Origin of the sequence: Psychrobacter sanguinis (assembly GCF_020736705.1) — a bacterium.
In the GTDB taxonomy this organism is placed as follows: Bacteria; Pseudomonadota; Gammaproteobacteria; order Pseudomonadales; family Moraxellaceae; genus Psychrobacter; species Psychrobacter sanguinis.
In genome coordinates this window covers 1,420,031-1,439,933 of record NZ_CP085990.1, presented here as the reverse complement: position 1 = coordinate 1,439,933, position 19,903 = coordinate 1,420,031, and the positions used below count along the sequence as shown (strand labels likewise).

Genomic DNA, 19,903 nt, shown 5'->3' with positions numbered 1-19,903 from the left:
TAGTGAAAGGATTGTACAAAAAAACCACCTAGCCAAAAGCTAAGCGGTTTTTTATTTAAAACGTATAAACAATAGTAAAGCTAATTACTGATTACGCTCATATACAGGTAATTCTGCACAGATTTTCTCAACTTTAGCACGAGTGTCTGCTAGTACTTTCTCATCACCACGGCCGTCTAATACATCACAAATCCAACCTGCTAATTCAGCAGCTTGTGCTTCGTTAAAACCGCGAGTGGTAATCGCTGGAGTACCAATACGGATACCAGAAGTTACGAATGGAGATTTAGGGTCATTTGGTACTGCGTTTTTATTCACAGTGATACCCGCATCGCCTAACCATTTGTCTGCTTCTTTACCAGTCATGTCTTGCTTAACTAAGCTAATAAGCATTAGATGGTTTTCAGTACCACCAGAGATGATCTCGTAGCCACGCTCTTGGATAACTTTTGCCATCGCTTGAGCATTTTTGACCACTTGCTGCTGGTAAGTTTTGAAGTCATCTTGTAGAGCTTCTTTGAAACACACCGCTTTAGCAGCGATAGCATGCATTAACGGGCCACCTTGGTTGCCTGGGAATACCGCTGAGTTTAGTTTCTTAGCTAATTTATCATCACGAGACAGAATTAGACCTGAGCGTGGACCACGTAGAGTCTTGTGAGTGGTAGTAGTAACAACGTCAGCAAATGGTACTGGGCTTGGGTATACGCCAGCAGCAACCAGACCAGCAACGTGTGCCATATCTACAAATAGGTAGGCGCCAACGCTGTCTGCGATGTCACGGAAACGCTGCCAATCAACTACTTGTGAGTAGGCTGAGAAACCAGCGATAATCATTTTTGGTTTGTGCTCTTGAGCCAAACGCTCTACTTCATCATAGTCAATCAAACCGGTTTCTTCTACCAAACCGTACTGTACGGCATTATAGTTGATGCCTGAGAAGTTAACATGTGCACCATGAGTTAAGTGACCACCTGCGTCTAGGCTCATGCCTAATACAGTGTCGCCCGCTTCTAGCAATGCTAAAAATACCGCAGAGTTCGCTTGGCTACCGGCGTGTGGCTGTACGTTGGCGTATTCAGCACCGAATAACTCTTTGGCACGGTCAATTGCTAGCTGCTCGATGATATCAACGTATTCACAACCGCCATAGTAGCGCTTACCAGGATAGCCTTCTGCATATTTGTTGGTTAAGTCTGAACCTTGAGCTTCCATTACCGCTTGTGAGCAGTAGTTTTCAGAAGCAATTAGCTCGATGTGGCTTTCTTGACGCTTGGTTTCTGACACCATGGCTTGATATAAGTCAGGGTCATAGTCTTTAATGCTAATATCTTTAAACATATTTTCTATCCTATTAATAAGTCATATATGACATACAAAAAATTCAAGCGCTGAACCAGCCCACCGCTGTCTGCCTTAAAATCTTTTAAACTGCTTACTTAGCCTCTTTAATAACCATTATTTAATAAACATTAAAGAGGACGGAGTACCGCCTATTAAGGCTCAAGTGTAACATGAAAATTGATATATTTTCCCGAAAAAAGGACGCAAAAGTTGACGATTTTTTAAGGAAGGCTGACTAAGATTATATTGTGACGACCTAAACCATTTTTTAAAAGCTAACCCTTAAAAAATTCTGCCAAAAAAGTTTCGCTAATCAGTAAATGCCGTTGATACCAGTTATAAAGGGTATTGCGCCGCCAGCCCTGCTCTGTCCAGTCAATGGTTCGCTGATGAGGCAAGGTAGTTTGGCGTTTAAATAACACGTAACCGATTGGCGTCCCTTGCAAATGCTGCAACCTTTTTGCCTCCCCTTTTAAACTAGTTAAAGGAAAAATGCTTTGCGCTGCCACCCAAGGTTTTTCGCTATTTCCATACAATAAAGACTCCCGCACCCACGCCATGACCGGTCTATTCAATTGGGCGCCTTGATAACCCATCTGCTTTTTCTGCGCCAACGTTAATGCTCGATACCCTTCAAAAGTAGGAGCCACTTTCAAAGGTTGGCCCGCTTTGTCTTCCAATAAAGCGGTTAATGAACCGTCTGAGGTTAGCCAATACAGCGCCTCTTCTGATATAGACATGTTTTGTCCCTTAACTTAGTTCTAAGCTTATCCATTAAAGCTCGGCATATTATCAATATTAAACGGCAATGCTTGGTGGGCTTGCTCACGATACTGTTGCATATATGCGTTATCTTGCTCACAAAAGTTAGCAATCGCCGGCTCAAATCGCGTATCGTAAATCCGATGTAATGAGTGTGTTTTTTGCGGCACAAAGCCTCGAATCAGCTTATGCTCGCCTTGAGTTCCAGGATCGAAGTATTGCAGCCCTTTTTGAATCGCAAACTCGATGCCCTGATAATAGCACAGCTCAAAATGTAAGCTGTCATATTCCTCTAACGCCCCCCAATAGCGCCCAAATAAAGTGGCATTCGGCTGATTAGGAGTGTCATAGAAGAACAGACTGCTGGCCACTATCTCACCACTGTCGTCTAACCCCTGTGCCAACATAATGTGCTCAGACATCGTTTGTGCAATTTGCTCAAAAAACTCTGGCGTTAGATAAGGCGCACGGCCGCGAACCGCATATGTCATGGCATAACACTGATAAAAAATGTCCCAGTCTTCTGCAGTAATTTCTCCACCGGTTTTGATTCGGCACGATAAGTTCTGCTTGGCTATTTTTTTACGCTCAGCCCGAATATTTTTACGTTTTTTGGCGGTTAGCGTACTTAAGAAGTCCTCAAAGTCAGTGTACGCTTTTGGTCCACTATCTGCCTCATGCTCAGTTAACTTCTGGTTTTTCCATAAAAACTGACAGCCTTGACGTTCAAGTAGCTGATGCTCAAATATAGGGTTGGGCAGTTGCTTCGCGGCTGCGATTTGCTCAGATTCAATAAATAAACCGTGCCAACTTGACGCCCTCACTTGCTGTGCCACATCATCGACAGCAGCAATGGCAGCTTGCCATATAGCGGGGGCAATTTCTTCCCCTTCTACTAACCACAGCCGCTGACCCATGACTGGGGTGTAAGGCACACTGGTCACTAGCCTTGGATAATAATCCTCGCCATAGCGTGCATAGGCTTCTGCCCAAGCATGGTCAAACACATACTCACCTTGGTGATGGCCTTTAATAAACAGAGGCATGGTCGCAATTAAGCGATATTCTTTTTCAACTGATTTTGTCTTAATTGACTTTGTCTCAACTAACTCTACCTCAGTGGCTCTTATTTCATCAGCTGTCTCTGCCTGTTCGCTTGCTTTATAAATTTGTAGGTACAACGGTATCCAACCAGCACTCTGTCCAATAGCACCACTGTCTGTCAGCGCTTGCCAATATTCAAAAGACATAAACGGAGTATCAGGCTGCTGCCATTTGGCCTCGGTCTGCCAAGCTAAATCTTGAGTTATGCTGTAACTGTAAGTCATTGCGAGTCATCACTTTAAATCTGGTCGGCTTTATATTGGGTCGACATAAAAACCCTAGAGTAGCAAATTATTAGAATGATGCTGTCATAATTTGCAAAACTGGCACAATTTGCAAAAATAGTTTTCATCCCCATAACTGACCCATCCTGTATATTCAGAAAAGACATATTTGAGAAATAAAATACGCATAAAAAAAGTCATCTACAGTGAGTTAGATGACTTTTGTTAGCTATTTTGTTTTTTTGAAAATAACAATTGAATGTAAAGGATGATATCGACGCGTAGGACTGGTAAAATAGCAGTCCACTAGCTTAATATAATTCGTATACAGAGGGTATGCATAAAAATTGTATACTAAGTTCATTATACGAGATTGACAATCTACCGAATTTATAGTGGCTATCGAATTTATTGTGGATTGCCTATAATATCGCCATGATTGCTCAATTCACATTAGCTTGCACAGTAGGTTAAGCCGATTCTTGTGAGAAACCCTACTTACTTTGGGTCACTATAATTAATTTGGGTCCTTATAAAAAAGACCTAAGCTTACAGCCCTGATAGCCTAATAGCCCTAAGCTTATAACAAGGCCCCTGACCTATTTTATATCTAGTTCGTTGTTACAGCTGTAGATTGATTTTACTCAAGTTTTTTTATTAACTTCAGACTAAAGGAACCGATTACTATAATGTCAAAAATTATTTATACAAAAACCGATGAAGCACCAGCATTAGCAACTTTATCATTCTTGCCTATTGTTGAAGCTTTCACTAAACCAGCAGGTATTTCTGTTGAGACCAGTGACATTTCTGTTGCTGCTCGTATTTTGGCTGAATTCCCTGAATACTTAACTGAAGAACAACGTGTTCCAGACAATTTAGCGGAGCTAGGTCGTCTAACCCAAGATCCAAATACCAATATCATTAAACTGCCTAACATCAGTGCTTCTGTGCAGCAACTAAAAGCCGCTATCAAAGAATTACAAGGCAAAGGCTATGCCATTCCTGATTTCCCAGAAGATCCACAAACCGAAGAAGAAAAAGAGCTTCGTAAGCGTTATGGCAAGTCATTAGGTAGCTCAGTTAACCCTGTATTGCGTGAAGGTAACTCAGATCGCCGTGCGCCTAAAGCGGTTAAAAACTACGCCCGTAAACACCCTCACTCAATGGGCGAGTGGAAACAGTGGTCAAGCACTCACGTCTCTCACATGCATGGTGGCGATTTCTATAGTGGCGAGCAGTCAATGACGCTAGACAAAGCGCGTACTGTCCGTATGGAATTGCTATTAGAAGATGGCTCTACTGAAGTTTTAAAGCCAGAGATTCCTTTAAAAGACAAAGAAGTAATCGACCTTATGTTCATGAGCAAAAAAGCGTTGCTTGAGTTCTATGAGCGTGAAATGGAAGACTGCCGTGACGCGGGTATCCTATTCTCATTGCACGTAAAAGCGACCATGATGAAGGTGTCTCACCCGATCGTATTTGGTCATGCGGTTCGTATTTATTATAAAGAAGCGTTTGAAAAACATGGTGAGCTATTTGATGAGCTTGGCATTAACGTAAACAATGGTATGGCTGACCTGTACGACAAGATCAAAACCTTACCTGCGTCAAAACGTGAAGAAATTGAGCAAGATTTACATGCCTGCCAAGAGCATCGTCCTCGCTTAGCAATGGTTGATTCTTCAAAAGGTATCACCAACTTCCACTCACCAAGTGATGTGATCGTAGATGCGTCAATGCCTGCTATGATCCGTAACGGCGGTAAGATGTGGGGTGCTGATGGCAAACTATATGATTGTAAAGCGGTCATGCCAGAGTCTACTTTCGCTCGTATTTACCAAGAGATGATTAATTTCTGTAAATGGCACGGTAACTTTGACCCAACCACGATGGGTACCGTACCAAACGTAGGCCTAATGGCTCAAAAAGCAGAAGAATACGGCTCACATGACAAGACCTTTGAATCAAGCGCATCAGGTATTGCTCGTATTGTAGACGTTGATACGGGTGAAGTATTGATGGAGCAAGCGGTTGAGAAAGGTGATATCTGGCGTATGTGTCAGGTGAAAGATGAGCCTATCCAAGACTGGGTGAAATTAGCCGTTCGCCGTGCTCGTGAATCAGATACCCCAGTAGTATTCTGGTTAGACCCATACCGTCCTCACGAAAACGAGCTTATCAAGAAAGTTAAAACTTACTTGAAAGATCATGACACTGAAGGTTTACGCATCGAAATCATGTCACAAGTTCGTGCAATGCGTTATACCTTGGAGCGTGTGGCTCGTGGTCTTGATACTATTTCTGCGACAGGTAACATCCTACGCGACTACCTAACTGACTTATTCCCAATTTTAGAGCTTGGTACCAGTGCCAAGATGTTATCAGTAGTGCCTTTAATGAAGGGCGGCGGTCTATTTGAAACTGGTGCGGGTGGTTCAGCGCCTAAGCATGTTCAACAGCTTCTTGAAGAAAACCATCTACGTTGGGATTCACTGGGTGAATTCTTAGCGCTAACTGCGTCTTTAGAGCACTTAGCCTCTACTCAAGACAATGCCAAAGCAAAAGTATTGGCAGAAACACTAGATAAAGCGACTGAGAAACTGCTTGATAACGATAAGTCACCATCACGCTCTACTGGTGAATTAGACAACCGTGGTAGCCATTTCTATCTGGCCATGTACTGGGCACAAGAGTTAGCCGCTCAAGACGAAGATGCTGAGTTAAAAGCACAATTTGCACCAGTGGCTGAAAATCTAGCCAAAAATGAAGAAGCCATTGTTAAAGAAATGAACGAGGTTCAAGGCAAGCCAGTAGATATCAAAGGCTACTACTTCGCTGACGATAGTTTGGCTAAGAGCGTTATGCGCCCAAGTCAAACATTTAACCAAGTCATCGACGCTATTTAATCAGTCAGTTTGACATCGTTAAGTATGGCTAAGTTAGGTTTCAGGTAAGCCTAACTTAGTTGGCTAGATGCTTTTCATATTAATGTTTTTATAGAAATTTAAAATATCCTAAGAATCGAAAATACCCTGAGAGATGGCTCTTGGGGTATTTTTTTGACCTTATTTTGATACCCTAATGTATACATCTGACCTAAGACTTTTTTATTACACCTTCTCAAAGCTGTTAGCTTTATTCAAATCTCTTAACACTCATTCAAATCTATAAAGAATCTGTTTCAAACCTATAATGAGTTAATCCTAGCATAAGCTTTAACCTCATAGTACCCAGGGTTAGCCCTTATAAAAACATAATAATAAGTTGTGGATACGATTTCTAAACTGACGTTATCACCCACCCTTTAGTATCATTCAACTTAAGCGCTATTAAGCTAAGCTAATCCTTACCACATGTAATAGTACAGCTAACAGTTTAGCGCTTTAAAAACTTAGCATCTTATCTAAAGTTTTTTTACTTTCTCATATAAAAATAAAAAAGGATTGAACATAACCATGTCAAAAATTATATATACCAAAACTGATGAAGCCCCTGTACTGGCTACCTACTCATTGCTGCCTATTGTTCAAGCCTTCACCAAAAGTGCTGACATCAATGTCGAAGTCAGTGACATCTCTTTAGCCAGCCGTATTTTGGCGGTTTTCCCAGAATACTTAACTGAGCAGCAACGTGTTCCTGATGCCCTTGCCGAATTGGGTGAGTTGGTTGTTGAACCTGAAGCAAATATCATTAAATTGCCCAATATCAGTGCCTCTATTCCGCAGTTAAAAGCAGCGATTAAAGAACTCCAAGACAAAGGCTATGCAATTCCCGACTTTCCAGATAGCCCACAAACCGATGAAGAGCATGGCATTCGAGCGCGTTATGACACTATCAAAGGCAGTGCGGTAAACCCTGTATTACGTGAAGGGAACTCTGACAGACGTGCGCCGAAAGCGGTGAAAGCTTATGCCAGAGCCAATCCTCATTCTATGAAACCTTGGCGTGCTGACTCTAAGACCCACGTGGCCACCATGAGCCATTGTGATTTCGTTGACGACGAAAAATCAATCACCATAGATAAGCCAACACAGTATCGCGTCGTTTATACCGACGACAAAGGCAAAGAAACTGAGCTTAAATCACCTGCCCCTTTACTCGAGGGTGAGCTGATTGATACCTCTATCTTATGTTTTGATGTATTGACTGAGTTTTTGGAAGAGCAAGTACAAGATGCCAAAGACAAAGAGGTGTTGTTTTCAATCCATCTAAAAGCAACGATGATGAAAGTCTCTGACCCTATTATTTTTGGTGAAGCGGTCCGTGTCTATTTCAAAGATTTATTTGTTAAATATGGACCGCTGTTTAATGAAATTGGGGTTAACGTTAATAATGGCTTTGCGCAACTGCTGTCTAAAATTCAACAGCTACCAGAAGCAAAACGCCAAGAAATCGAAGCTGATATTCAGAAGATTTATGCCAAAAACCCACCGCTAGCAATGGTCAATTCAGACAAAGGCATTACCAACTTACATGTGCCTAGTGATGTGATTGTCGACGCATCTATGCCCGCTATGATTCGGGATGGCGGTCAAATGTGGGGGCCCGATGGACAGCTGCATGATACCAAAGCGGTTATTCCTGATAGTAGCTATGCCGCCCTTTATGAGGAGACCATCGAGTTTTGTAAGCAGCATGGTGCTTTTGATCCAACGACTATGGGCACGGTACCTAACATCGGACTTATGGCTCAAAAAGCGGAAGAATACGGCTCTCATGACACCACTTTCCAACTACCTGGTAAAGGTAAAGTTCAGGTCATTGATGAAGCCGGCAATGTGTTAACCGAACATGCGGTGAAAAAAGATGACATCTGGCGTATGAACCGTGTCAAAGATGCCCCAGTACAAGACTGGGTAAAACTTGCTGTGACACGCGCACGCGCCAGTGGCATGCCAGCCGTATTTTGGTTAGACAAAACTCGCGCTCACCATGCCGCTTTAATTGAGAAAGTAGAGCATTACCTGAAAGATCATGATACTCAAGGGTTAGATATCCGTATCATGTCTATTAAAGAGGCCACTCGTTTTACCCTTGAGCGTTTAAAAGCGGGCCAAGATACTATTTCAGTGACGGGTAACGTACTGCGTGATTATTTGACTGATTTATTCCCAATCTTAGAGCTGGGTACCAGTGCCAAAATGCTGTCTATTGTTCCGCTAATGAATGGTGGTGGATTATTTGAAACAGGTGCAGGCGGTTCCGCACCGAAGCATGTGCAGCAACTTGTCGAGGAAAACCATTTACGTTGGGATTCAGTGGGTGAATTTTTGGCTTTGGCCGAGTCTTTAGAACATGAAGCCAAGAACAACCCTAAAGCTCAGATATTGGCAGACAGCTTAAGTGATGCCACCGAGAAGCTATTGCTTAATAAGAAGTCGCCTTCTCGCAAAGTGGGTGAGCTTGATAACCGTGGTAGTCATTTTTACTTAGCTTTATACTGGGCTGAGGCACTGGCCAATCAAGACAAAGACCTTGAGCTTAAACAAAGATTTACGCCGCTTGCTAAAACGCTTACTGAGCATGAGGACACTATTGTCAAAGAGCTAAATGAGGTACAAGGCAAGCCTGTTGACTTAAAAGGCTATTACATACCTGATGATACGGCAGTAACGCAGATCATGCGCCCGAGTAGTACCTTTAATGAGGCGCTTGCTTCTTTATAAGCCCTCTGTCAGGGTCAGGCTATCTTTATAAGATACAGCCAATTAGGTTGGCCCTTTGTGCAAGCATCCCAGAGCAACACGCTGTGGGGTGCTTTTTATTTCACAGTCTATAAGCATGCTAAAATAAAGTTGCTCTTTAAACTATTTGTTTTTATAAGTACTATTTTTATAACTGTCACTGCTGATAGCTATCCTTTTTTATAACCACCACTTTGTTAATAGTAGACCTTTTATGCCCTCTGTTATCTTATTTAATAAACCTTACGGTGTACAAAGCCAGTTTAGTGATGATGCCAATAATAAATTTGCCCCTTTATCGCAGTTCTTTACTGATAAATCTTTGCGTGTGGCAGGTCGTCTCGATGCCACCAGTGAAGGCTTATTGCTTTTGACATCAGATGGTAGGGTTAACAAAGCCATCACTCATCCACCCAAAGCCAATGCAGGCCGTAAGCAAGGTAAGACTTATTTGGTACAAGTGGAAGGTGAGCCAACGGCAGAGCAATTAGAGCAGCTATGCCAAGGTGTGGTGCTCAAAGATGGTAAGACCCTACCCGCAGAAGTGAAACACTTGACTGAAGAAGAGTTACCCATGCCGCTTTGGCAGCGCGACCCACCGATACGTGAGCGTAAAAACGTCCCTGACTCATGGTTAATGATGACCATTTATGAGGGTAAAAACCGACAAGTACGGCGGATGACTGCCCATGTCGGTCTACCTTGCCTGCGTCTAATTCGTTGGTCAGTGGCCGGCTTTGAGCTAGGCGATTTGGGCGTTGGTGAGTTTGTCCGAGTACATTTAAATGCTAAGCGTTTACAGCAGTTAGGGGTTCAATAAACTCTCTATAACTCTTCCTTTAATAGGACAAAGACAACCAAAATGAACTTAAAAGAGTACTTCGACTGGGCGTTAGTAGAGCAGATAAGCGATAGAGCTTTGGCCATAGATGTCTCATTTCAGGTTAAAAAGTTTAAAGATGCGGTGCCGGCAGACCTGTTATCACTTGAAATGAAAGATCGAGTGAAAGCAATCGCATCAGCGCTCTACTTCTCTATTGATAAGCCCTATCCTGAAGCTCTAAAGCTAATTTTGGCTATGTTAGATGAGAGCGAAGATTTCAAGAGGCTTACAGGATTTCCTGTGTGGGTTATAGCGTATATTGTAGAGCTGTATGGTTTGGATCATCCTGAATTATCTCTGCAAGCCATTCATAAGATTACGCAACATTTCACAGGCGAATTTGCTATTCGTTCTTACTTACAACATCACCGTCAGCTTACGCTTAGCGTATTAGATAAATGGACCAACGATCCATCAGTTGATGTCCGTCGCTTAGTAAGTGAGGGCATTAGACCAAGACTGCCTTGGGGTAAGAAAGTTGACTGGCTAATCGATGATCCGTCAAATATTATCCAACTACTCGATAAACTTTACGACGATGAAAGTGAGTATGTGAGGCGTTCGGTCGCCAATAATCTCAATGATATTAGTAAAGATCATCCTGATAAGGTCATTGACTGTCTCAAAGCTTGGCAATCAAAACAAGGGGACTCGGAGCATCTTGACTGGATCATCCGCCATAGCTGTAGAAGCTTAATTAAGCAGTCTCATGTTGGTGCCTTACAGTTGCAAGGCTACTCACCTACGCCACAAATTAAGGTTAAACAATTTGATATTCAGCCCAATCAAATCAATTTAGGCCAAAAGTTTGAAGTGAGTTTAATTGTAGAGAGTCAGGCTAAGTCTGATCAAGCGCTTCTGATAGATTTAGAGCTATTATCCCCTGGTCTCAATGGTAAAAGTCGACGACGTGTGCTTAAGTGGTGTCGACGAGAGATAACCGCTGGCTCAACTCTATCCATTGCAAAGAAATGGCCTATCAAAGACACAACCATACGCAAAGAACGAGTAGGTATGCACTACATTAACTTGATAATTAATGGTCAAAAGCTCAGTCATGCTAGTTTTGAGGTTGTATAAAAGTGTTAAGCTTTAGTCTTTCAATAGTTAATAATTAAATTAAACCTGTCAATAAAGCCGCTTATTCGCTGCAAGTTGCCTGTAAGCTATATATTCATTAACAAGGAATGGTTGCATGCAACATATCACAGCTCTAGTATTTGATGAGTTCGAGACGTTAGATCTTTTTGGGCCTGTCGAAATGCTTGGTAGCCTGAAGGCCAACTACTCGTTTCAGTTTTGCTCCATGAACGGTGGACTCATTAATAGTGTTCATGGTGTGCCATTAGCGACGATAGCTGTAGCAGACTTGCCTAATCCTACTGATATTTTACTAATAGTTGGTGGGTTCGGTACTCGTCAATTAATCGAGGACAGTCAGTTTTTAGACACTTTAACTAACCTCGCCAATGACGCTAAGTGGGTTCTATCGGTTTGCACCGGTAGTGCTCTATTGGCAAAAGCAGGTTTATTAGACAACAGGCAAGCGACCTCAAATAAGATCGCTTGGGAGTGGGCCACTTCACAATCTGACAAGGTTAATTGGATTAAAAAAGCACGCTGGGTGGTTGATGGTAAATATTACACCTCAGCAGGCGTTAGTGCGGGTATGGATATGGCACTAGGCTTTATTTCTGATAGACAGGGCAATGACGCGGCTGTTCAGGTAGCTAAGCAGGCTGAGTATCGTTGGGCATCAGATAGGGGTTGTGATTAGACAGTTAGTTTAATCTTTTACCTTTTATTCGGTATTGCTGTGCGCCTCTTCCCAAAGCACCTTAACTGGGTTTTGGCGGCGTTCATAGTGAGTGACAAATATCACTGAAGCGATAATCAGTGCTGAGCCTACCCATAGCATGCCAGGCGGAACCCAGCCAAATACGATAAAGCCAGCCAATACATTTAGCGGCAGCTTAATGTGATCAAATGGCTGCACAAATGAGGCATCTGCCACCGAATAGGCTTTAGCAATAGCCCACTGTGCAAACGCGGTTAATGCCCCAATGAGAGCCAGCAATCCCCAGACATGCCAATCACTGGGTAAAGAAAATTTAGGCAGGCCAAATATCATGTTAAACGGCAGCATTAACACCAATAGATAAAAAACAATCGTGGTTGGGGTATCGCGGCTAACCGTAAACTTGGTCATTAACGACGCAATGGCCCAAAAAAACGCAGCGGCCACAGGGATTAAGCTTGCCCACATAAACGTATCTGACCAAGGCTGTAGCACCAACATCGCCCCAACAAATCCAGTTAAGGTCGCTATCCATCGTACTGGACTTACTGACTCACGTAGAATAAGCCCTGAGCCTAGAGTGGCGAATAATGGAGATACCATCAGCAGCGCAATACCTTGCCAAATAGGGACCGGATACGCCAGCGCCCACGTCCAAAGCTGGATACCAATAACCGATACCCCCACTCGTATCACATGCAACAAGCGAAAATCGGAAGTCATCGCCGACCGAATCGAACCGGTACGCATTAATGGTAAAAACAACAACAGCGCGATGCCGTACTGAAGCAGCACCGCCGCACTTGAGCTTACCCCGTAATTCATACCTAAATATTGTAAGGTAGTGTTGATAATGGCAAACATAAATCCTGCTGCCACCATCCAAAATGCGCCTTGTACAGGCTGATGAGTCGTCATACCGTCCTTCTATAAAATAAAAAACAGCACCTTATGCGAACATGAAGGTGCTGTTCCTGCCTTGAACTATGTGAGATGCTACCTGTATTGGGACAGTAGTCTATTTTTAAATAGCTAATCGCTTATATCTGCCTTATAAAGAACCCTATCTGCATAGTTTGGCCCCTCTATTTCACAAAATTTGGGCTCAACCAACTAAGCCCTACTGTCGACGTTTATTTTTTTGATAACCCAGTTAGCATTATAGCTATAACCCTAAAATCTATAGATTTATTTGCCTACTCTAATCCGATAACCTCATCAGCCATTAGCTAATTTGATTTATATCTTAGGGAAAAGAAGTTGTTGAGACGTGGATGAAGAAAATGATTGGCTAGAATTTATAAAAATGCCAAACATTTATAAACTAAACTTTGAAGAAGGCTATTGTGATGACATCAGCAAGTTTTCTGAAACTGTAAGCGAACCTATCAAACATACTCAACTAACAATAAGTATGTATTAAAAGGTTATATTCAGAACCTATAATTTGTATTACCTAATAAATAGAATAAATTATAATACTCCCGGAAAACTAGACCAAAAAATTGTAGCAAATAAGATAGAATAACCTTTAGAAAAAGAGGTCTATCTAATGACAAAAGTACGTAAGCGTCACAATGCTGAATTTAAAAGCAAAGTCGCCGTTGAAGCCATCAAAGAACACAAAACCCTCAACGAGTTAACCGCAGAATATGGGGTTCATGCAACCCAAATCAGCAACTGGAAAAAGCAGGCTTTGGCAGTTATCCCTACTGCATTCAATACCAAACAGCAAGCCAACGAACAAGCCCAGCAAGCTATTATCGATGAACTACATAGGCAGCTAGGGCAAGTCATCAGTGAAAGAGACTGGCTTAAAAAAAAGTCCTTACAGCTACCCTGAGCACTCGTAAACAACTGCTAGAACCTGATAACAAGGATTTTAGTGTTCGTAAGCAATGTGAATTACTCAGTATCAACCGCTCAAGTCTGTACTATCAGCCAAAGCCCATCAGCGAGCTTGATATTACCCTGATGAACCTGCTTGACCAGCAGTACACCAAGACCCCATTTTATGGGGTTAAACGCATGACAGCGTATTTGAGGCAACTAGGCTATCAAGTGGGAGAAGATCGAGTTAGGCGCTTACTACGGCAAATGGGGCTAGACGCTATTTATCAGCATCCTAACACGAGTAAGCCTAACTCTGAGCATCAAGTTTACCCGTACTTGCTTAGGCATGTACCGATTAGCCGTTGTAATCAAGTATGGAGTACTGATATCACCTATATTCGCTTAGCCAAGGGCTTCGTGTATTTGATGGCGGTGATAGATTGGTACAGTCGTTATGTTCTAGACTGGTCGCTATCTACCACGCTTGAGGCGGATTTCTGCGTTGATACGGTAAGTAGCTTACTGCACAATGGGTTACGCTGTGAGATTTTTAATACGGATCAAGGCTCTCAGTTTACCAGCCCAAGATTTACCAGACCGCTCATTGAGCAGGGTATTGCCATCAGTATGGATGGTCGCGGTAGGGCACTGGATAATATCTTTGTGGAAAGGCTTTGGCGATCAGTGAAGTATGAATGCGTGTATTTGCGACAGTTTGAGACAGTCAGTCAGGCAAGAGCAGGTTTGAAAGAGTATTTCGAGTTTTACAATCATGAGCGTTTACATCAGTCGCTCGATTACCATACTCCTGCACAGGTTTATCTGGCTAACAATAGTTCGGATAATAAATCGTTTTATCAACCCAATTCTATCTTAATTTTATGATAATTTGGTCTAGACATTGGGGAGTACCTTAAATAATATCTTTAATAGTAACCTTATTCCTAAAAATTTTTAAGGATTCCTATGAAAGTTTCTGATAAAAATTTCTTACGGTTTACAATTTTTCTTTACAATTTTTTTATTATTGTTGTCTTATTAATCAGTGGCATTTCAATCTACGATTATATGGTTGGTAATGCTAAATTAGGTGTAAATTCGACAATACTGCTTCTAGGCATAATACTGGTCATGTTTCTCAATAAAGCCGTTAATAAACTTAAGAATGACATGAAAGATTAGAATGTTTTTTAATGAAGTTTAGGCTAATAATAACTTACGGCTAATGAAAGAGTTTATAAAGCCTCTAATTGCTTGGTATAAATAAATACAAGTATTATTAGAGACTTTATTCAAAATATTAAAGGAAAATCAAAGTTTAATTTGAGCACTTAGAATAGTTTATAAGCTATTTCACAAAACTTGGGCTCAACCAAATTTCATGCCCAGACTCGTTTAAGCTGAGACTTACCTTATCTAAGCTTGGATTGGCGCTAATACCAGAGTGTGTTTTATTGGCCACATCAAATATCATGAGCTCATCACGGCGGAACGCATGGCAAGTTACCGACTCGAGATTTGACTCAGCCACGCTTTGAAGCTGTTTTTTAGTCGCTTTCACGCCATCAATCGCCACAATCACATCTTTGGCAGAGATGCCTGCTTCAGAGGCCACGCTGTCACGTAGCACCTTATTAACCATAAGCCCTTCCGGATTTTCACTAACTGCAATACCCCATGGTAGCGTATTGTCTTTATTATCATCATTCAGACTAATGCCATTGGCCTGTAGCAGCTCCTTGATAGGTAACTCCTCTACCCCATCTACATACTTGGCTTTGAAGTCTTGCCACACCTGCTTATCGATGAACTGACTGATAACCGCTTCTAAGTTATTGTTGTCCATACCGACACGAATACGATTGCCTGCCTCACCCTGCTCTTTGGCCAGTTGGTAGAAAGCTTTAACCACATCAAATAGGCGGTATTTACCCTCGCTATGTGCCATTAAGGTTAGGTCTAAACATAAGGCAACCAGTGCCCCTTTATTGTAGTAGCTAATCCCTGCGTTACCGGTATTTTCATCGGCGCGGTACAACTTAATCCAAGCGTCATAGCTCGACTCAGCGACGCTTTGTAAGGCACGACCATGTGTCTGGGTATAACGGTTAATTTGGCTTTGCAGTAGCTTCATATAGCTTTTTTGACTGACCACACCTGAGGCTTGAAGCATGAAGTCATCAATATAAGACGTGAAACCCTCAAACACCCAAAGTAAGGGGGTATAAGCTTCGCGGCGCAAGTCCACATTTAGCATCACGTCAGGACGCACTGTTTTCACCCACCAAGAGTGGAAGTACTCATGACTGCAAAGGCCTAGGAATCTTTGGTAGCTCTCGCTAGGCTCTTGCTTTTCCTGAGCGGTTGGCAAGTCACTACGCGGGGTTACCAAACTGGTTGAGTTGATGTGCTCAAGCCCACCATAATCATTACCGCTAGCGTAGGTCATAAAGGTATAGCCATCATAATCATCTGAGCAAAATGGCGCATCGCCTAGCCAATTTAGATAAGTTTGGCAAATCTGCTGTACATCTTGCTGTAGTCTGCCCATATTGGCACTGTGCTTACCTGAGATATAAAAACGGTGAGCAATTGTGTGGTGACTGTCATCGTGTACGATAAAATCAAAGGCATCTTGTGGCGCAATCTCAAATGGATAATCGATTAACTCGAGATAGTTCTCAGCCTGCATGTGGTAGTGGTGCGCGCTGTCACTGTGCAAATAAGTCGATTTAAGACCACAGGCGATTTTCACTTTTCTATCGCTTTGCTTGTCAGTCTGATTAAGTTCATAAAATGCTTGAGGCACGCTTAAAGTAACTTTAACCGGTATATCCTCTAGTCCCTCTATTGCCAACGCAAGCGACGTGAAGTTGCCATATAGACGGGTCTGATCTACGTAAGCGGTACGTACTGACAAATCATAGCAGTACACTTCATAGTCAACCTGTACGCTTTCTCCTGCCTTAACCTCAGTAAGCTGCCATTCATTTTTACTCAGTTTACCGGCTCTATGGCCATGTGACTGTATGCGGGCTTCATTTCCGAATTGGTTTTGTAACTGGTTATGAGACTCGTTTTGCGATTTGGCCTGATAATGAACTGCCGTAATGTTACGTGAGAATTCACGCATCAAATAACTGCCTGGAATCCAAGCCGGCAACCACAATACCGGTGCATCTTGGGCGGCGGTAAATGTCAAAGTGACATCGACTAAGTGTTGTCTAAAGCGGCTAAAATCTAAGTGATACTCAACGGTTGATAAGCTCGCATCAGGATTGTCTTTTTGAGGGTTGTTTTCTAAAGATATATTGTCATCTGTGTGCTGGAAAGTGCACATAATTATTACCGATATCCATGTTAATGAAGGTTTTTTTAATCGATCGTCTTTAATGGAAACTGTCGCTTAAACAAATCAATTGCCTAAATAATCAATTGCCTAAATCTAGTGTGGTTCAAAGTGCGCTGTAAAATACTATTCAAGATAGAGCGTTACCCACTGTATTTTTATTTTTTAACAGTTTTTAAATATACTACCGCTATAATTTACGCTTAGATAGGTTTTAGATTAGGTACTAAGAGGAAAACTTCAACCTCCAGTACTCGGATTACCCTCACACTTTATACTTATTTAAACCTATTATCGATAATAGTAGGCTAAAAAGAGGGCCTTTAAAGATTACTTCCTTAAGACGGAAATAGGAATTTTTTGGCATTTATACCTTCCATGTACTTCTCAAAATAATTTTATTATTTGTAAAAAACTTAGCAATTTAACAATTAATTTGAGAAGATGACTTGAAACTTTTGTCTATCATCGCAATCTATTAGGCAAGGCAATTTGAAGAGGTGTGGTATAAGTCACGTTTAACAGCTGTTGTTAACCGTAATTTTGGCCATCATAAGCACCCTACCTTATTGTATTACTGACCATATAGCACGCCTATATTTATTTGAGGAAATTTTATGACAACAATCGCAAAAGATACTGCCGTACGCTTCAACTATATTCTGAAAGACGAAAATGGTAACGTTATCGACCAATCACAAGGCGAGCCATTGGCTTACTTGCATGGTCACAACAACATCATCCCAGGTCTTGAAAGAGAGCTTGAAGGCAAATCTGCTGGCGATTCACTAACTGCGGTTATCGAACCAGCTGACGCTTATGGTGAATACCAAGAGCAAGCCGTACAACAAGTACCTCGTTCTAATTTCCAAGGCGTTGACAACATCCAACCAGGCATGCAGTTCCAGTCTGAAGCGGAAGGTCAAGTAATGCTAGTTACCGTTACTGACGTTAACGATGATACCGTTACTGTTGATGCAAACCATCCTCTAGCGGGCAAAAAACTAAGCTTTGACGTAGAAATCGTTGAAGTACGTGCAGCTACTGAAGACGAGTTAAACCATGGTCACATCCATGGCACTGGTGGCGTACAACACTAATAGCTAATCATTAGCTAAAGCTTTGAATCTGAGGATTAGATTTTCTATAAATTTAGGGCTGACTTAAAGTCAGTCCATCTCTCAGAACCAAAAAGAGCCGTTCACTAATAATGAACGGCTCTTTTTTATGGTATTTTAGATGTTGGGATTTTTATACTGCTATTTTATGAGCCTTTTAAAGACAGACGACTAAGCTAAAGCTATTTTAACTACTTTGTTTCATGACTCTTATTTTCTATCGTCTTAGTCAGTTCCTTGGGCAGGTTTTTATCGCTGTTGGAACTTTTTTCTTCTTTATAAATACATCGGTCTGGAAAAAAAACAGTAAAGGTTGAGCCTTTATTTTCTTCAGACTGAATGGTTAGTTTGGCACCATGCTGATAAAGCACATGCTTGACGATAGCCAATCCTAGGCCTGTGCCCCCTGTACTTCTACTGCGCCCACTATCCACTCGATAAAAGCGTTCTGTGAGACGATCAATATGCTCACTGGCAATGCCTATACCATTGTCCTGAACTGAAAAAGAGCACCCTCCCTTTACCTCTTGCCAATTAATTCTAATCTCACCGCCTTTGGGGGTGTATTTAATGGCATTGGTAACTAAGTTAAGCAGGGCACTATTAAGATATACCTCTGAGCCATACACATCTAACTGCGAATCAATATGTAAATCAATAAGATGTCCGAAGTCTTTATTATAGGCCTGAGCATCATCAAAGATACTGGTCATAAGCTTAGGCATATCAACACGTTCCGTACGAATAGACTCTTCATTTTCGAGACGTGACAATAGCAGCAAATCATTAATAATACGATTCATGCGCTCCGTTTGCTGAGTCATTAGATTAAACCCACGTCGCCATTTGGGGTCCAAATCGGGTTGGTCTGAAAAAGTCTCGATATAGCCCATGATTACGGTTAACGGGGTACGTAGCTCATGTGAGACATTACCCACAAAATCTTTACGCATTTGCTCAAGATGCTGTAGGCGCGTCACATCATAAATAATAAGCAGCTTTTCAGTGCCGAAGTGGGTTACTTCACACTGTAAGAATCGCTCATAATCTCGCCAAGAACGCAGTCGCAGTCCCTCGTTGGGCGAAATCGCATTGATATAGTAGTTCTGAAACTCTGGAACATCGATAAGATCAAGAATACTTCGTCCCTGATCTTCAGAGCGTAATGCCAACAAGGTCTCAGCAGATTGGTTCCACCATTCTAAGGTATCGTCTTTATCGAGCAATATCACAGCATCTTGTAGCGCCAGTAATGAGCTGCGAATCTTTTTAATCAGACCCATCATCTTCTGGTGCGTCATTTGTTCTTGCTTTTTACTGTCATAAAGCTGATTGGCCATAAAGGTCAAGCTTCCTGACAGCTCAGGCGGTGGCAAGGTTAATGACTTACTCATCCAGTTATAAAACTGCTGTACAGCATAAAGTCGCCAGGCATGATAGACCAGTAATCCGGCAATAATCCCCCATAGTACTGAACCAAAATATGCGCCCAACCCCATGCCTGATAATATCAGAGTGATTAGCCACTTAAAATCAGACCAAAATAAGATAGTGCCATGACGCTCTTTCTTTTTCTTTAAAGGTTTTGCTGGTTTCTGATAAAGTAGATTTGGTGCTTGAGTATTGTCCTTCACCCCAGTAGCGGGCTGAGAAGACTCAGGAGTAGGCGTTTTTGATTCAGCGCTGGCCATCTCTCGTTTATCAGTTTCTAGAGTGCCAGCTTCTGATTTAGACGGATGATCTGGCGATGAACTCATGGCATTCTCAACTTTAGAATTTTTAGCAATTTGGGTAGTTCTAG

General features: G+C 42.0%; 13 protein-coding genes. 7 read left to right on the top strand and 6 right to left on the bottom strand.

Translation table 11 applies throughout. The annotated features are described in order from the left end of the window. Nucleotides 1-84 precede the first annotated feature (84 nt). From glyA to LK453_RS06100, 3 genes are all read right to left on the bottom strand, one after another. A complete protein-coding gene (gene glyA, locus LK453_RS06110; protein ID WP_007395778.1) occupies nucleotides 85-1,341 on the bottom strand; it encodes a serine hydroxymethyltransferase in 1,257 nt (418 codons plus the stop codon). A gap of 278 nt (nucleotides 1,342-1,619) precedes the next feature. After that, nucleotides 1,620-2,084: a chorismate--pyruvate lyase family protein gene (locus tag LK453_RS06105; protein WP_201536478.1), complete on the bottom strand. Its 465-nt coding sequence runs from the start codon at nucleotides 2,082-2,084 to the stop codon at nucleotides 1,620-1,622. A gap of 27 nt (nucleotides 2,085-2,111) precedes the next feature. After that, a complete protein-coding gene (locus LK453_RS06100) occupies nucleotides 2,112-3,434 on the bottom strand; it encodes a GNAT family N-acetyltransferase (RefSeq protein ID WP_201536475.1) in 1,323 nt (440 codons plus the stop codon). A gap of 689 nt (nucleotides 3,435-4,123) precedes the next feature. On the opposite strand from LK453_RS06100, the gene LK453_RS06095 reads away from it, so the two are divergent. From LK453_RS06095 to LK453_RS06075, 5 genes are all read left to right on the top strand, one after another. Then, on the top strand, nucleotides 4,124-6,343 hold the full coding sequence (locus LK453_RS06095; protein WP_201529467.1) for an NADP-dependent isocitrate dehydrogenase: 2,220 nt from the start codon (nucleotides 4,124-4,126) through the stop codon (nucleotides 6,341-6,343). A 549-nt stretch (nucleotides 6,344-6,892) separates the two neighbouring features. Next, nucleotides 6,893-9,103: an NADP-dependent isocitrate dehydrogenase gene (locus LK453_RS06090; protein WP_201536472.1), complete on the top strand. Its 2,211-nt coding sequence runs from the start codon at nucleotides 6,893-6,895 to the stop codon at nucleotides 9,101-9,103. 232 nt (nucleotides 9,104-9,335) lie between these two features. After that, on the top strand, nucleotides 9,336-9,941 hold the full coding sequence (locus LK453_RS06085) for a pseudouridine synthase (protein ID WP_201536469.1): 606 nt from the start codon (nucleotides 9,336-9,338) through the stop codon (nucleotides 9,939-9,941). A 42-nt stretch (nucleotides 9,942-9,983) separates the two neighbouring features. Beyond that, the gene (locus LK453_RS06080; protein ID WP_201536466.1) at nucleotides 9,984-11,084 is read left to right on the top strand and encodes a DNA alkylation repair protein; all 1,101 of its coding nucleotides are present in this window, start codon (nucleotides 9,984-9,986) and stop codon (nucleotides 11,082-11,084) included. Nucleotides 11,085-11,199: 115 nt separating this feature from the next. Further along, nucleotides 11,200-11,781 carry a DJ-1/PfpI family protein gene (locus tag LK453_RS06075; RefSeq protein WP_201536463.1) on the top strand — a complete coding sequence of 194 codons (582 nt, stop codon included), beginning with the start codon at nucleotides 11,200-11,202 and terminating at the stop codon, nucleotides 11,779-11,781. 24 nt (nucleotides 11,782-11,805) lie between these two features. Here LK453_RS06075 and LK453_RS06070 read toward each other — a convergent pair whose 3' ends face one another. Further along, nucleotides 11,806-12,720, bottom strand: a complete 915-nt coding sequence (locus LK453_RS06070) for a DMT family transporter (protein WP_007395788.1) — start codon at nucleotides 12,718-12,720, stop codon at nucleotides 11,806-11,808. Nucleotides 12,721-13,354: 634 nt separating this feature from the next. Here LK453_RS06070 and LK453_RS06065 point away from each other — a divergent pair. Continuing rightward, nucleotides 13,355-14,520 (top strand): IS3-like element ISPpy1 family transposase gene (locus LK453_RS06065; protein WP_227945133.1). Its coding sequence is split into 2 segments (ribosomal slippage): nucleotides 13,355-13,628 and nucleotides 13,628-14,520, totalling 1,167 coding nucleotides; the frame shifts between segments, so codons are not numbered across the junction. A 463-nt stretch (nucleotides 14,521-14,983) separates the two neighbouring features. Here the strand turns inward: LK453_RS06065 and LK453_RS06060 are convergent. After that, nucleotides 14,984-16,975 carry a M61 family metallopeptidase gene (locus LK453_RS06060; RefSeq protein WP_201541616.1) on the bottom strand — a complete coding sequence of 664 codons (1,992 nt, stop codon included), beginning with the start codon at nucleotides 16,973-16,975 and terminating at the stop codon, nucleotides 14,984-14,986. A gap of 626 nt (nucleotides 16,976-17,601) precedes the next feature. Between LK453_RS06060 and LK453_RS06055 the strand changes: the two genes are divergently transcribed. Continuing rightward, nucleotides 17,602-18,084, top strand: a complete 483-nt coding sequence (locus LK453_RS06055) for an FKBP-type peptidyl-prolyl cis-trans isomerase (protein ID WP_007395792.1) — start codon at nucleotides 17,602-17,604, stop codon at nucleotides 18,082-18,084. 209 nt (nucleotides 18,085-18,293) lie between these two features. Here the strand turns inward: LK453_RS06055 and phoR are convergent, their stop codons facing one another. Beyond that, nucleotides 18,294-19,859, bottom strand: coding sequence for a phosphate regulon sensor histidine kinase PhoR (gene phoR, locus LK453_RS06050; protein WP_227674357.1), 1,566 nt, complete (start codon nucleotides 19,857-19,859; stop codon nucleotides 18,294-18,296). Nucleotides 19,860-19,903 lie beyond the last annotated feature (44 nt).